Annotated in this window: 15 protein-coding genes; 10 read left to right on the forward strand and 5 right to left on the reverse strand. The window is 53.0% G+C overall.

Annotated elements, in window-relative coordinates:
• Positions 1 to 173 precede the first annotated feature (173 nt).
• Complete coding sequence (gene purT / locus ED901_RS08645; RefSeq protein WP_122095656.1) at positions 174 to 1352, forward strand: formate-dependent phosphoribosylglycinamide formyltransferase; 1179 nt, start codon at positions 174 to 176, stop codon at positions 1350 to 1352.
• A 100-nt stretch (positions 1353 to 1452) separates the two neighbouring features.
• Here the strand turns inward: purT and ED901_RS08650 are convergent, their stop codons facing one another.
• Positions 1453 to 1632 carry a YoaH family protein gene (locus tag ED901_RS08650; protein ID WP_056778924.1) on the reverse strand — a complete coding sequence of 60 codons (180 nt, stop codon included), beginning with the start codon at positions 1630 to 1632 and terminating at the stop codon, positions 1453 to 1455.
• Positions 1633 to 1813: 181 nt separating this feature from the next.
• Between ED901_RS08650 and pabB the strand changes: the two genes are divergently transcribed.
• The 4 genes from pabB (at position 1814) to ED901_RS08670 (ending at position 7371) form a co-directional block, all read left to right on the forward strand.
• Positions 1814 to 3190 (forward strand): aminodeoxychorismate synthase component 1, encoded by a 1377-nt coding sequence (gene pabB / locus ED901_RS08655; RefSeq protein WP_122095657.1) that lies wholly within the window; start codon positions 1814 to 1816, stop codon positions 3188 to 3190.
• Positions 3187 to 3789, forward strand: coding sequence for a CoA pyrophosphatase (locus ED901_RS08660; protein ID WP_056778920.1), 603 nt, complete (start codon positions 3187 to 3189; stop codon positions 3787 to 3789). The genes pabB and ED901_RS08660 overlap by 4 nt, the downstream gene beginning before the upstream one ends.
• 193 nt (positions 3790 to 3982) lie before the next feature.
• A complete protein-coding gene (locus tag ED901_RS08665) occupies positions 3983 to 5347 on the forward strand; it encodes an L-serine ammonia-lyase (RefSeq protein WP_056778917.1) in 1365 nt (454 codons plus the stop codon).
• A gap of 431 nt (positions 5348 to 5778) precedes the next feature.
• Positions 5779 to 7371, forward strand: coding sequence for an EAL domain-containing protein (locus ED901_RS08670; protein ID WP_122095658.1), 1593 nt, complete (start codon positions 5779 to 5781; stop codon positions 7369 to 7371).
• A 54-nt stretch (positions 7372 to 7425) separates the two neighbouring features.
• On the opposite strand, the gene ED901_RS08675 is transcribed toward ED901_RS08670, so the two are convergent.
• Positions 7426 to 8985: a TerC family protein gene (locus ED901_RS08675; RefSeq protein WP_122095659.1), complete on the reverse strand. Its 1560-nt coding sequence runs from the start codon at positions 8983 to 8985 to the stop codon at positions 7426 to 7428.
• Between the two features lie 606 nt (positions 8986 to 9591).
• On the opposite strand from ED901_RS08675, the gene manX reads away from it, so the two are divergent.
• The 4 genes from manX (at position 9592) to ED901_RS08695 (ending at position 12865) form a co-directional block, all read left to right on the forward strand.
• Positions 9592 to 10554, forward strand: coding sequence for a PTS mannose transporter subunit IIAB (gene manX / locus ED901_RS08680; protein WP_122095660.1), 963 nt, complete (start codon positions 9592 to 9594; stop codon positions 10552 to 10554).
• Between the two features lie 93 nt (positions 10555 to 10647).
• Complete coding sequence (locus ED901_RS08685; RefSeq protein ID WP_056778907.1) at positions 10648 to 11445, forward strand: PTS mannose/fructose/sorbose transporter subunit IIC; 798 nt, start codon at positions 10648 to 10650, stop codon at positions 11443 to 11445.
• A gap of 11 nt (positions 11446 to 11456) precedes the next feature.
• Positions 11457 to 12299, forward strand: a complete 843-nt coding sequence (locus tag ED901_RS08690) for a PTS mannose transporter subunit IID (RefSeq protein WP_056778904.1) — start codon at positions 11457 to 11459, stop codon at positions 12297 to 12299.
• Between the two features lie 107 nt (positions 12300 to 12406).
• Positions 12407 to 12865 (forward strand): DUF986 family protein, encoded by a 459-nt coding sequence (locus ED901_RS08695; protein WP_056778900.1) that lies wholly within the window; start codon positions 12407 to 12409, stop codon positions 12863 to 12865.
• Between the two features lie 66 nt (positions 12866 to 12931).
• Here ED901_RS08695 and rlmA read toward each other — a convergent pair whose 3' ends face one another.
• On the reverse strand, positions 12932 to 13771 hold the full coding sequence (gene rlmA, locus ED901_RS08700) for a 23S rRNA (guanine(745)-N(1))-methyltransferase (protein ID WP_122095661.1): 840 nt from the start codon (positions 13769 to 13771) through the stop codon (positions 12932 to 12934).
• A gap of 147 nt (positions 13772 to 13918) precedes the next feature.
• On the opposite strand from rlmA, the gene ED901_RS08705 reads away from it, so the two are divergent.
• Positions 13919 to 14620 (forward strand): polyphenol oxidase family protein, encoded by a 702-nt coding sequence (locus ED901_RS08705; protein WP_122095662.1) that lies wholly within the window; start codon positions 13919 to 13921, stop codon positions 14618 to 14620.
• A gap of 53 nt (positions 14621 to 14673) precedes the next feature.
• On the opposite strand, the gene cspE is transcribed toward ED901_RS08705, so the two are convergent.
• Positions 14674 to 14883: a transcription antiterminator/RNA stability regulator CspE gene (gene cspE / locus ED901_RS08710; RefSeq protein WP_002221949.1), complete on the reverse strand. Its 210-nt coding sequence runs from the start codon at positions 14881 to 14883 to the stop codon at positions 14674 to 14676.
• 41 nt (positions 14884 to 14924) lie between these two features.
• On the reverse strand, positions 14925 to 15041 hold the full coding sequence (locus ED901_RS08715; RefSeq protein ID WP_072158134.1) for a DUF2627 domain-containing protein: 117 nt from the start codon (positions 15039 to 15041) through the stop codon (positions 14925 to 14927).
• Positions 15042 to 15116 lie beyond the last annotated feature (75 nt).

Below are 15116 nucleotides of genomic sequence, written 5' to 3' on the forward strand. Positions count from 1 at the left end.
CCGACTGCCTTAAACGGCAGAAAACGGACTGAAAAAATCCGCACATGCCCTGGCCGGATTGCGTCGCTGAAATCGTTTAAGATGCGGCGCAATCGTTTTCGTATGGCATAAATTCAGATATACTGCGCGCCGAAATTCTCATTTTTCTTCATCACAGATCTGGGTACGAAGCTATGTTAACCATTGGTACTGCACTGCGCACCGGCGCCACCCGCGTCATGTTGTTAGGCTCTGGCGAACTCGGTAAAGAAGTGGCGATCGAATGCCAGCGTCTTGGCCTGGAAGTGATCGCCGTCGATCGTTACGCTGATGCACCGGCGATGCAGGTCGCTCACCGCAGCCATGTCATTAATATGCTGGACGGCGACGCCCTGAAACAGGTGATTGAAAGCGAACGCCCTGATTTCATCGTGCCGGAAATCGAAGCTATCGCCACCAGCATGCTGGTTGAACTGGAAAAACAGGGTCACAACGTGGTGCCTTGCGCTGAAGCGACGCGCCTGACCATGAATCGCGAGGGTATTCGTCGCCTGGCCGCAGAGACGCTGCAATTGCCAACGTCGAGCTACCAGTTTGCCGATGATGAAGCGTCTTTCCGCCAGGCGGTAGACGCAATCGGTTACCCGTGCATCATCAAACCGGTGATGAGCTCCTCCGGTAAAGGCCAGAGCCTGATCCGTGGCGCAGACCAGCTGCAATCCGCATGGGATTATGCGCAGCAAGGCGGCCGTGCTGGCGGCGGGCGCGTGATTGTTGAAGGGCTGGTAAAATTTGATTTCGAAATCACGCTGCTGACCATCAGCGCCGTTGACGGCATCCACTTCTGCGCGCCGATCGGCCATCGTCAGGAAGACGGGGATTACCGTGAATCCTGGCAGCCGCAGCAGATGACCGAACTGGCGTTACAGCGCGCGAAAGACATCGCCGAAAAAGTGGTGAAAGCCCTGGGCGGTAAAGGCCTGTTTGGCGTCGAACTGTTTGTGTGCGGCGACGACGTGGTCTTCAGCGAAGTGTCACCGCGCCCGCACGATACCGGCATGGTGACGCTGATTTCTCAGGATCTCTCTGAGTTTGCCCTGCACGTTCGCGCCTTCCTCGGCCTGCCGGTGGGCAATATCCGCCAGTTCGGCCCTTCCGCCTCTGCCGTGATCCTGCCTGAACTGACCAGTAACAACGTGACTTTCAGCGGTCTGGAAAATGCACTGACCGGATACAATCAGATCCGCCTGTTCGGTAAACCGGAAATCAGCGGTAAACGCCGTCTGGGTGTGGCGCTGGCCATTGCCGAAAATGTGGAAGATGCCGTCGCGCAGGCGAAGCTGGCCGCCGCCGCCGTGAGTGTGAAAGGCTAATCTCAGTCAGTTCATCCCGAAAAAAAGCCGGACACCTGTACAGGGTCCGGCTTTTTTTCATCACGAGATCGGCTCTTATGAAGCGTCTCAGGTTCGAATGTTATTCGTCTTCGTCATCAAAAATGACGGTCACGCGATCGCCTTTATGCGTTTCACGGATTTCTGCCGCAACGGTGGCAATGGCTTCGCCGCTGCTCATGCCGTTTTCCATTAACTGGCGGATACGATCGGCGGCCTGTTCTTGTTCGTTATGTGAAAGTGAAGGCATACCTGTCAGCATAGGAAATTCCTGTTGTACGTGTTGGATGAGGCAAGAGAGAAGCAACACCCGCAGGCTGCGGGGTTGCACAGTATACGCCTTATTCACGCAAATCGCCTGCGCTGGTTTCCGGGGGCCTGATCTATGTTAGGATCACAGGTCTGTTACATCATTTATCGCGCCAGAGAAACTGAAACCCGCCATGCAACCCGCTCACTCCGTTGTTCATCATTCGTTGCCCTATCAGCCAGATGCCTTGCTGACGCTGTTCGCGCCACTTTCTGCGTTGCCCTGGGCCATGTTGCTGCACTCGGGTGCCGCACAGCATCAGCATAACCGCTTCGACATTCTGGTGGCGGATCCGCAGATAACGCTGACCACGCGCGGCAACGTCACCCTGGTTGAGCAAAACGGCAGCGTGGCATCGCGGGAAGAAGATCCGTTCAGCCTGCTGGAAGAGCAGCTTTCGGCCAGCGGATTACAGGCAACCAGCGCGGATGATTTTCCTTTTCAGGGCGGCGCGCTGGGTCTGTTTGGCTATGATTTAGGCCGTCGTGTCGAGACACTGCCGGATATCGCACAGCGCGATATTCATCTGCCGGACATGGCCGTCGGCATTTATGACTGGGCGCTGATCGCCGATCATCATTTACAACGTCTGACGCTGGTCTGTCATGGCGATGTGCAGGCACGTCTGCGCTGGCTCGAAGCGCATGCGCAGCCGGTAAATACCGCGTCTTTTCGCCTGAATGCGCCCTGGCAGGCGAACATGAGCCGCGGGGAATACGGCGAGAAATTCCGCCAGATTCAGGAATATATTCACAGCGGTGACTGTTATCAGATCAATCTGGCGCAGCGTTTTTCAACTGATTATCAGGGAGATGAATGGCAGGCTTTCCTGCGGCTGAATCAGGCCAACCGCGCGCCGTTCTCGGCATTTCTGCGCTTGCCGGAAAACGCCGTGCTCAGCCTTTCGCCGGAACGCTTTATCTGGCTGAGGAATAAGCAGATCCAGACCCGCCCTATCAAAGGCACGTTGCCGCGCTGTGAAGATCCGCAGGAAGATGCCCGTCAGGCTGAACGTCTGGCCGCGTCGGAAAAAGATCGGGCCGAAAATCTGATGATCGTCGATTTACTGCGTAATGACATCGGCCGCGTAGCGACGCCCGGCACCGTGCGTGTTCCCGAACTGTTTGTGGTCGAGCCTTTCCCGGCTGTTCATCATCTGGTCAGCACCATTACCGCGCAGTTACCCGACGACTGCCACGCCAGCGCCCTGCTCCGTGCCTGCTTCCCTGGCGGATCGATTACCGGTGCGCCGAAAGTACGCGCGATGGAAATCATCGAAGAACTCGAGCCGCAGCGACGAAACGGTTACTGCGGCAGTATTGCTTACCTCAGTTGTTGCGGCACCATGGACAGCAATATCACTATCCGCACGTTGCTTACCGAGCAGGGGAAAATCTACTGCTGGGCAGGCGGCGGCATCGTTGCAGACAGTCAGGAACAGGCCGAATATCAGGAGACGTTCGATAAAATTGCCCGCATCCTGCCACAGTTAGGAGACGTACAGCCGTGACGTTGCTGGAACAACAGCCGACCTTGCAGGCATTTTCGCCCGCCGTGGAAGATTTTATTCTGCGCTTTCAGTTGCAGCAGCCGCGCCTGCCCGCACAACATTTGCGCGGAACCCGTCATGCCGCGGTGTTGATCCCCATTATTTGCCGTGAAGAACCGACCATTTTGCTGACCCGGCGATCAGACAGCCTGCGCAAGCACCCCGGCCAGGTGGCGTTTCCCGGCGGCGCAGCCGATGCCACCGACGCGTCGATTATTGCCACCGCGCTGCGCGAGGCGCAGGAAGAAGTCGCAATCCCGCCCGAACAGGTGCACGTGTTAGGCACGCTGGCACCGCAGGACAGCAGCAGCGGGTTTCAGGTGACCCCGGTCATTGGCCTGTTACCGGTGGATGTGACATTCCACCCGCAGGAAGACGAGGTGGCAGAGCTGTTCGAAATGCCGCTGCAGGAAGCGTTCGATCTGGCCCGCTATCACTCTCTGGATATTCATCGCAGAGGGATCCACCACCGGGTGTATTTATCCTGGTATCAGCAACAATTTGTCTGGGGACTTACCGCGTCGATCATTCGTCAGCTGGCCCGGCAGGTTAAAGACTGACCTCACTGGTTACACATCGATCACACTTTCGCATCAAATAAGTTTATTTCATGCGAAAAATGAAACTATTGGTCTTAACCCCTTTTACACTATGGATCTACCCATAAGATCAGATCTCCCCTCGGGGCCAGATTTCAGTTATGGGTGTCAGGGATCCCGTTCCCTGCCGTTATCAATTACAGGAGTATTCGACGTGATTAGCGTTTTCGACATGTTCAAGGTCGGGATTGGCCCTTCCAGTTCCCATACTTTGGGCCCGATGAAAGCAGGCAAACAGTTCGCTGATGACCTGCTCGAACAGGGCATGATGCCTGCCGTTACGCGTGTCGCCGTGGACGTTTTTGGCTCCCTGTCACTGACAGGTAAAGGCCACCACACAGATATCGCCATTATTTTAGGTCTGGCGGGTAACCAGCCAGATACCGTCGACATCGACGGTATTCCCCACTTTATCCGCGACGTTGAGCAACGTCAGCGTTTGCCGCTGGGTGAAACGCAGCACGAAGTCGATTTCCCGCGCGACACGGGCATGGTTTTCCGGAGCGAGAATTTACCGCGTCATGAAAACGCCATGCAGATCCACGCCTTTGCCGGTGACAAGCTGGTTTACAGCAAAACCTACTACTCCGTCGGCGGCGGTTTTATTGTCGATGACGAGCATTTCGGCCAGCCGGTGCTGGATGAAGTGGCGGTGCCTTTCAGCTTTAATTCGGCCAGTGAAATGCTGGCGAAGTGCAAAGAAAATGGCCTGTCGCTGTCCGGCATGATGATGAAAAACGAGCTGGCGCAGCACAGCAAACAGGAAATCGAGCAGTATTTCGAGAAAATCTGGCACACCATGCAGGCCTGTATCGATCGCGGTTTAAACACGGAAGGCGTGCTTCCCGGCCCGCTGCGTGTCCCCCGCCGCGCCTCGGCACTGCGCCGGATGCTGGTATCAAACGACCAGCTGTCAAAAGACCCGATGAACGTCATCGACTGGGTGAACATGTTTGCGCTGGCTGTGAATGAAGAAAACGCAGCCGGCGGACGCGTGGTTACTGCACCGACGAACGGTGCCTGCGGGATTGTTCCTGCGGTGCTGGCGTACTACGACAAATATATTCAGTCGGTCAGCCCGGACATTTATCTGCGCTATTTCCTGACGTCCGGCGCCATCGGTATTCTTTATAAGATGAATGCCTCTATTTCCGGGGCTGAAGTCGGGTGCCAGGGCGAAGTCGGCGTCGCCTGTTCTATGGCCGCTGCCGGTCTGACAGAATTGCTGGGCGGAAGCCCGGAGCAGGTCTGCGTCGCCGCAGAGATCGGGATGGAGCACAACCTCGGTCTGACCTGCGATCCTGTCGCCGGTCAGGTTCAGGTGCCGTGTATTGAGCGTAATGCGATTGCCTCGGTGAAAGCCATTAACTCAGCACGCATGGCGCTGCGCCGCACCAGTGAGCCCCGGGTTTCTCTCGATAAAGTGATTGAAACCATGTACGAAACGGGTAAAGACATGAACGCCAAGTACCGTGAAACCTCCCGCGGCGGTCTGGCGATCAAGGTACAGTGCGACTGATATTAACGAAGTTTTCCTTGTGCCTGCGGCGGCGAAGAACTGTTTTTTCACCCGTTCGCCGCAGGATATATCAGCCTGGAACTGTCACTTAGTCATTAACTCTTTGTTAAGAAAAACCTGTTGTATTATCAATACTTAATGGCCGTGAGACTTGCTTATACCTTGCAGGTGCGGCATGCTGATTTCCGCTTGTTTTGCCGCACAGACTGCTTCACTCTGTACCACCACGTATAAGATAAAATGAACAGACGCCAAGTAAGTGACAACGTCACAGATCTGGATTTTCTCTGATTTTCCTTCTTCACGCAGGAAGAGCATCCGGCGATTTACGGCTACTATCAATAATAATGAAACGGCTGTTTTGCATCGGTAAACCTTTAAAATGAACACTTGTAAGCCTGCACTTTACACGGGATAAAAGGATTAGAACGATGCTGTTCTCCCAGACCGGACTTGCGAAGTATCGCTACTATCGCCTTGCACTGGCCGGCGCGATGGGTATTTTTACCCTGCTGTTAACACTCAGTATCCGTATTTATGAACAAAGCCAGGTGATCACCGCCGATCAGCAACGCGTCGCCTTACACACCGTTCAGAAACTCGAAAAACTGCTTGAACCCGCTATACCTGCTGCGCAATCCACCCCTGTCGATCCGGCGCTAACCTGCCGTGAATTACAACCGGCCTTGCAGCAAACTGTCGCTCTGATGCAGACATTGCGTTCTATCACCCTCGTCAATGATGGCACCATCACCTGCTCAAGCCTGATTGGTGCACTGGATCTCAGCCTCGATAAAACGCTGCCCGATATCGCGCAAGGCAAAACGCGGCTGGAACTTCGCGCTGCAAAATTAAGCCGGCTGAACATCCCTACCCTGCTGCTCTGGCAGCCCGCCACGCCCGATAATCTCAACGGTCAGCTGTTTGTGTATAACATCGGGATCCTGTCGAATTTCCTGCTCGAACCGCAACCGCCGTATGCGCGCCATATTGTTCTGAACGTCATGAAGCAAAGTCTGGAATATGGAAAGAACGAAATTATTCCCAGTGTGAATTTGCCGCAGCAGCCGTTACTGACCGTCACGTCGCCAAATTATGATTTCACCGTGTCCATTTATGGCGAAGAGGCCTCGGCGCTGGCGTGGTCAGAACTGGCGTCTCATCTACCCCTTTCCATGTTGATAAGCTTACTGACGGCGACAGCAGTCTATTTATTGTCAGGCAGCCGGATAAGCCTTGCCTATCCGATAAGTCACGGGATTTCGCACCGCGAATTTAAGGTGTATTGCCAGCCCATTATTAACAGCGTCGATGGCCGCTGTATCGGCGTGGAAACGCTGATGCGCTGGAAAAATCGCAGGCAGGAGTGGGTGTCGCCAGATGTGTTTATTCCGCTCGCCGAGCAACACGGATTAATCATCGCGCTTACCCGCTATCTGATTAAAACCGTCACCGATAATCTCGCCGTTTTCCCCGCCACGTCGGGGTTTTACGTGAGTATTAACGTCGCAGCGCAGCACTTCAATAATATGGAAATTGTGGATGATATCCGCAAAATCTGGCTTCCGGCTGAGCCTTCCGTCTCACTGATGCTGGAACTGACGGAACGCACGCGGTTGCAGGAGCTCAGAGCTGCCGAGATTTCTCAACTGAAGGAGATGGGAATTTTACTGGCCATCGATGATTTTGGTACCGGCCACAGTTCACTGAGTTATCTGAAAACGCTCAACCCAGACGTGCTGAAGATCGACCAGGCGTTTACCGCCTCAATTGGCACCGATGCCATCAATGCCACGGTGACGGATACGATCATCACGCTTGCGCAGCGCCTTAATCTGAAACTGATTGCCGAAGGGGTGGAAACCCGTGAGCAGGTCGATTATTTGCGTAAACGTAAAGTCGACTCCCTGCAGGGCTACTATTTTGCCCGGCCAATGCCGATTGAGGTGTTTCCGATCTGGCTGGCGCGCTACGAAAAATCGACCCAGGCACTGCAACCGGTTGAAGAGGAGTCTGATGAATAACAGCCATAAAAAACGGCGACCGAAGTCGCCGTTCTTAGCAGAAGTACACCGCGGTTACTGGTCTTCTTCCCACCCGTTTTCAGACTGAATTTTCGTTATCCGTACACGCTCAATACGGTAATCCGTCACTTCAAGGATTTCAAAGTGCAGCGACGCCATATCAATCACTTCCCCGGCCACAGGCATCTGGCCTGATTTCGACAACAGCAGCCCCGCCAGTGATGCAAAATCATCGTCCGGGCTGACCAGGGTGTTGATATCCAGGATCTGCTGCAACAGATGTAAATCCGTGCCGCCTTTGGCAATCCAGGCGTCGCCATCAGCAATCACGTCAGGCGTTTCATCTTCATCAGGGAATTCACCGGCAATCGCCTCCAGCACGTCCAGCGGCGTAACCAGCCCCTGAATCACACCAAACTCGTTGCTGACCACCACCAGACGCCCTTTCGCTTTGCGCAGCACCGCCAGCAGATTGATGACATCCATGGTTTCCGGCACCACGATGGGCGGCGTTTTTTCGGCAAAGGCCACGATACTTTCACCGTTTTCCAGCGCCACCAGCAGATCTTTCGCACGCACCACACCGATCACGTCATCCAGTGAATGGCGGCAAATCGGGAACAGGCTGTGCGGCGTATCCAGCAACTGACTGCGGATTTCTGCCGGAGAACGTTCGCAGTCCACCCAGGATATTTCGGTACGCGGCGTCATAATGCTGCGCAGGGAGCGTGATGCCAGCGTCAGTACGCCGGTGATCATATGTCGCTCTTCTTCAGCAAACGTCTCATTCGCAGGCAGCACATCACCGGAAGGTTCATCTTCATTCTGATGCTGGCGTTTCCCGCCCATCAGACGCTGAATCGCCTCGGCGGTACGTTCACGCATCGGCCTGGTGGACTGGCTTTTCAGGAAGTTACGACGGGCAATCTGGTTAAACAATTCAATCAGAATGGAGAAACCGATCGCAGCGTACAGATAACCTTTCGGAATGTGGAAGCCAAAACCTTCCGCAATCAGGCTCAGACCGATCATCAGCAGGAAGCTGAGACACAGCACCACCACCGTCGGATGATTGTTCACAAAGCGCGTCAGCGATTTCGACGCCATCAGCATGACGCCCATGGCAATGATAACCGCCGTCATCATGACGTAGAGGTTATTCACCATGCCGACCGCCGTGATCACCGCATCGAGAGAGAAGACGGCATCCAGCACCACAATCTGGGCAACGACCGACCAGAAGCTGGCGTACCCACGATTTTGTGAACCGTGCTCTTCATGCCCTTCCAGCCTTTCATGCAGCTCTGTCGTCGCCTTGAACAGCAGGAAAACCCCGCCGAGTAACAGGATCAGATCACGACCAGAGAAACTAAACTGAGCAATGCTGAACAGCGGCGTGGTCAGTTTTACCATCCACGAAATCAGCGACAGCAGACCTAAACGCATGATCAGGGCTAATGACAAGCCGATGATACGCGCTTTATCACGCTGTTTTGGCGGCAGTTTGTCCGCAAGAATGGCAATAAAGACCAGATTGTCGATACCCAGAACAATTTCCAGGACGACAAGTGTCAGCAAACCGACCCATATTGAAGGGTCCATCAAAAATTCCATGTCAGACTCCGCAATGAGTTAAAGAAAAAAGACGCAAAGAAACGCGATTCGCTGAGCATTCAGACGCCCGGCAAAAAGTTTTAACTGGATAACTCACAGATGAAAGCGGTTTCAGTGCGGCAAAAATCAGGCCCATTGGGGCGGATTTGCCGGTATTGATGAGGTGAAGAAGCGAAGAATAGTGACGTCGGTGACAGTCCATAGGGAGGGCTGAGGCCCGGTACTCCTGTTCAATTATTTGGAAAATCACTTTATCAGGAATGATTATCAGGGGAAAGTATGATCTTTTACCTCCAGCATCATTCTGAAACATCTATGCTGTTTTATTGTGCACGTGAAAGCGTATTCACAATACGTCGTTGAATAACGGACAGTCGTCACAAAAATTATTTTTTCACACACTAAAATAAATCACGTTGCACAACCTGTTGAGGTTCTGCTGTTTTACTGTTTATCAGTGTTATCAGAAATTAACGGACGTTCTTTGAGTTCAGTCTCATGCAGGGAATGCCCTGTCCGCCTCAGGAATAAAAACGGGCGGATGTCATCGTCAGCACCATTACTTATGTGCATAACTCTTAACGGAGTTAACAGAGGAGGTAGCGAGTGAGTATTGCTATTATCATCGGCACGCACGGGTCAGCAGCTGAGCAGTTGCTGAAAACAGCGGAAATGATTTTAGGTGAACAGGATAACGTCGCCTATATCGATTTCGTACCCGGCGAGAACGCCGAAACCCTGATCGAAAAGTACACGGCAAAGTTGGGTGGTTTAGACACCAGCAGCGGCGTCCTTTTCCTGGTCGACACCTGGGGTGGCAGCCCGTTTAACGCCGCCAGCCGCATTGTTGTCGATAAGGAAAATTACGAAGTTGTCACCGGTGTGAATATCCCAATGCTGGCAGAAACGTTCATGGCACGTGATGACAACCCCTCTTTCGCAGAGCTGGTTGCCATTGCAGTGGAAACCGGACGTATTGGCGTGAAAGCGCTGAAAACCCCGGAACCTGCCACCGAAGCGCCTGTCGCCGCACCTGTGCCAAAAAAAGCCGCCCCGGTTCAACCTTCCGGCCCGAATGACTACATGAAGATCGGTCTTGCCCGTATCGATGACCGTTTGATCCATGGCCAGGTAGCGACCCGCTGGACCAAAGAAACCAACGTCAACCGCATTATTGTTATCAGCGATGAAGTCGCTGCCGATACCGTGCGTAAAACGTTGCTGACTCAGGTTGCTCCTCCCGGTGTTACCGCACACGTTGTCGATGTGGAGAAAGCTATCCGTGTCTACAACAACCCAAAATACGCAGGCGACCGTGTGATGTTGCTGTTCACCAATCCAACCGACGTGTTGCGTGTGGTGGAAGGTGGCATAAAAATTACGACCGTCAATATCGGTGGTATGGCATTCCGTCAGGGTAAAACCCAGGTGAATAATGCCGTGTCCGTCGACGAGAAAGATATCGAAGCATTCAAAAAATTGGATGCCAAAGGTATTGAACTTGAAGTGCGTAAAGTGTCCTCGGATTCACGTCTCAAGATGATGGATCTTATTAATAAGATGAATTAATAAGCACATGCCTTTCGGGCAGATGACCTCAACGTTATCTGTACCTTATGTGCTTATTTTTACTCAGCGTCCTTTGGTCATAGGAGAAGTGCAATGGAGATCACCACACTACAAATTGTGCTGATATTTATTGTTGCATGTATTGCCGGGATGGGTTCGATTCTGGATGAGTTCCAGTTTCACCGTCCGTTAGTTGCCTGTACTTTGATCGGTTTTGTTCTGGGTGATGTTAAAACCGGGATCATCATCGGCGGTACTTTGGAAATGATCGCTTTGGGCTGGATGAACATCGGTGCTGCTGTTGCGCCAGATGCCGCTCTCGCCTCTATCATCTCGACCATTCTGGTTATTGCCGGCGGACAGTCTGTCGGTGCGGGTATCGCGCTGGCGATCCCTCTGGCAGCTGCCGGCCAGGTATTAACCATTATCGTTCGTACCATCACCGTTGCCTTCCAGCACGCTGCTGATAAAGCCGCTGAGAAAGGGAATCTGAGCGCCATCACCTGGATCCACGTTTCGGCACTGGTTCTTCAGGCAATGCGTATCGCCATTCCAGCCGTGATTGTTGCTGTTTCTGTGGGTACTGCCATCGTTCATGATCTGCTGGCATCGATTCCGGAAGTGGTCACCAACGGCCTGAATATCGCGGGTGGTATGATTGTTGTTGTCGGTTACGCCATGGTCATCAACATGATGCGTGCTGGCTACCTGATGCCTTTCTTCTACCTCGGTTTCGTCACTGCGGCATTCACTAACTTCAACCTGGTTGCACTGGGTGTAATTGGTGTGGTGATGGCAGTGCTTTACATCCAGTTGAGCCCGAAATACAACAAATCTGCGCAAGCAGCGGCGGCTCCGGGTGTTAACGATCTCGATAACGAATTGGATTAAGGGTGAAGGACATGGTTGATAAAACTGAAGTTAAAAAACTCACGGCAAGCGACATTCGCGGTGTGTTTATGCGCTCCAACCTTTTCCAGGGGTCATGGAACTTCGAACGTATGCAGGCTCTGGGCTTCTGCTTCTGTATGGTGCCTGCAATTCGTCGTCTCTATCCTGAAAATAACGACGACCGCAAAGCGGCGATCAAACGCCATCTGGAATTCTTCAACACCCATCCTTACGTTGCAGCGCCTGTTTTAGGTGTAACGCTGGCGATGGAAGAACAGCGTGCCAACGGCGCACCTATCGACGACGCAGCCATCAACGGTCTGAAAGTCGGTCTGATGGGGCCTCTGGCCGGTGTGGGTGACCCGATCTTCTGGGGTACTGTACGTCCGGTGTTTGCTGCGCTGGGTGCAGGTATCGCGATGACCGGGAGTCTGCTCGGACCGTTGCTGTTCTTTATTCTGTTCAACGTAGTGCGCCTGCTGACCCGTTATTACGGCGTTGCATATGGCTATAAAAAAGGTGTCGATATCGTTAGTGATATGGGCGGCGGCTTCCTGCAAAAACTGACTGAGGGGGCGTCGATTCTCGGCCTCTTTGTCATGGGGGCGCTGGTTAACAAATGGACCCACGTTAACATCCCGCTGGTGGTATCGAAAATCACTGACCAGACAGGCCACACCACGGTCACCACGGTACAGACGATTCTGGACCAGCTGATGCCAGGGCTGGTGCCATTGCTGCTGACCTTCGGCTGTATGTGGTTGCTGCGTAAGAAAGTGAACGCGTTGTGGATCATCGTTGGCTTCTTCGCCATCGGTATCTTCGGTTACTGGATTGGCCTGTTAGGTCTCTGATAACCACAAGCCGGGGGATCACTCCTCCGGCTTTTTTATTGCCTTAATTTGCCCATTTCTGATTTTATTTAGTTTTGCCTGTTGGCAGTGAGCTGGAGTTTTTTTTCATGTCCGTGACCGATATCGTCCTCGTCCTCTTCATCGTGCTGCTGCTGGCTTATGCCATTTACGACGAATTCATCATGGGAACCCGCAACGGAAAAACACGTCTGAGAGTCAATCTCCGACGCCGTAACAAACTGGATTCCATCATTTTTATTGGTCTGCTGGCGATACTGCTTTACAACAATATTCAGGCGAATGGCACGCCTTTGACTAATTACCTGTTGATCGGCCTGGGGCTGGTCGCGTTCTACCTTTCTTTTATTCGCTGGCCAAAGTTGCTGTTCAAACCTGCGGGCTTTTACTTCGCCAATGCGTTCATTACCTACGACCGGATCCGTGGCATGAACCTCTCAGAAGATGGCGTGCTGGTGTTTGAACTGGAACAGAAGAAGTTATTGATTCGCGTAAACGAGTTGGACGATCTGGAAAGGATTTACAAAATCATGGTTGAAAATCAATAGACTGACCTTCAACCACTGAATGCCGTGAGCGGGCTGACGCCGCACAGTGCGACGCTCAGACTGAAATTATGACTGGCCGCTCTCGTCATCCGCTTTACGCTGGTACAGCCTGATAACGAAGTCAGTTTCACACTCGAAAGCCTGCTCTGCCTTGAGATTTTTCATCACCTCTTCGGTGGCACGCCACGCAAATGGCGTCATCTGCAATAAATCAAAGGCCTCCGCGCCGTTAAGCTGCATTCCGTAAGCCAGAGACTCCGTTGCCACGCGCTCAAATCCTTCCAGTTGTTCATCCAGTTCGGCATGCAGTTGCACATCCTGATAAATCAGCCCTTTCAGCTGATAAAGATGACGTGGCCCCGGTGCGACGGTTAAGACTATGCCACCCGGTTTTAACGCGCGGTACAGCTCCTGAGCCTTACACGGCGCGTAGATACGCACCACGGCGTCCAGCGAGGCGGCGGCGAAGGGTAAGCGGTGGCTGGAGGCGACACAGAATGACACAGCGTGGTAGCGCTTGGCCGCATAGCGAATCGCGACTTTTGCCACATCCAGACCAAACACTTTCATCGCACGCGTTTGCATCAGGCGCTCCGCGATGGCCGTGGTGTAATACCCTTCCCCGCATCCGATATCGAGCAGCGTACCGGCACTTTGCGGTAACACATCATCAAGAATGGTCACCAGACGGTCGCGCAGCGGCTGATAATGACCGGCGTCCAGAAAAGCACGTCGCGACATCATCATTTCGGTGCTGTCCCCCGGTTGCTTCGAACGTTTGTGCTGCACGGGCATCAGATTGACGTAGCCTTCCTTTGCATGATCGAACTGATGATTTTCCGGGCAACGCCATTGCTGGCCGGTCAGCTCAAGAGGCTGGAAACAAAGTGGACACTGATAAGTCATGCGGGAAACCTGCAAGGAAAGTCTGAGGGGGCGAATATTCGCAATAAGGTTAAGTCTAAAGAAGGCGACTTGCGGTTGCAACTGCTGGAAAATCGGGTGGAAAGCCAGCTACACTGGTGCCATAACATTTTATTAACGAGACTTGAGATGAGTGACAGCTCAGCCTTACTCCGTCAAATCCCCGGTATTCTTCATGGTTTCGGCGACAAACGTGCCCTGCTTCCCGTGAGGTTACAACCGTATGAGGCCACCCGTCCTGTAAAAAAACAGGTGCATGGCGTCAGGATTGTGGATGTCTCCCGGCCAGAGCAAGCCTGTGGTGAAGCTGATGGGCTTTTCACATCCACACCCGGCATTCTTCTGACTGTGTACACGGCAGACTGCCTGCCGGTCATTTTCAGCCGTAAAGATGGTCAACACATCGGGGTGGTGCACGCCGGCTGGCGCGGGCTTATCGACGGGATTCTGGAGCAGGTCGCTGCCCGCATTACGCTGTCAGGCGATACCGCTGACTGGGTTGCCTCTGTTGGCCCGGCGGCGGGGGCCTGCTGCTATGAAGTCAGCCAGGAGCTGAACGATACCTTTATACAGCGCCTCGATTTGCCTGCGTCGCTGATTTCTCCCCGGCCCCGTCATCTTGATTTAGCCGCTATTGCACAAGCCAAGTTACGCGCACTCGGTTTCACTGAAACAGACCGTGCAGGCCGTTGTACCATTTGTACGCCGGATGAAACCGGACAAGGGTTCCACTACACCAGTTTTCGTCGCAACAGCCATCAGCGTGCGTTGAATCCATCGCATCCCGGCATCAGCGGGCGAAATCAGCAGTCGGGGATCATCATCCTCTGAATGCCGGACACAAAAAAACCCGCCTTAGCGGGTTTTTTTACAGCTGACGCTGCTTAGATTGCAGTTACGTTAACTGCAGACGGGCCTTTCTGGCCGTCCTGGATTTCGAACTCTACGTTCTGGCCTTCAGCCAGAGTTTTGAAGCCATTACCCTGGATTGCAGAGAAGTGTACGAACACGTCTTTGCTGCCGTCAGCAGGAGTAATGAAACCGAAACCTTTAGACTCGTTGAACCACTTAACTTGACCTTTGATCTTTGCCATCTTGAGTATTTCCTTTGGATTGTTTAAACCGCCCGTAGGCGTTACATAGACAAACTAGAGTCGTTACTGCTTGAGGCACTAAGATAAGAATCGGCAGAGAAGCGGTATTCAACGTGAACGTCTTTACTCAGAACTTCTATACTGAAAATGCCACACATATACAGAACTGTACCTCGTTTTACCCAGAAGCGTTATCACATACTCTGAATTCGATGGCAAGCCATTTTTAATCA

The organism is Rahnella sp. Larv3_ips, assembly GCF_003697865.1.
GTDB lineage: Bacteria > Pseudomonadota > Gammaproteobacteria > Enterobacterales > Enterobacteriaceae > Rahnella > Rahnella rivi.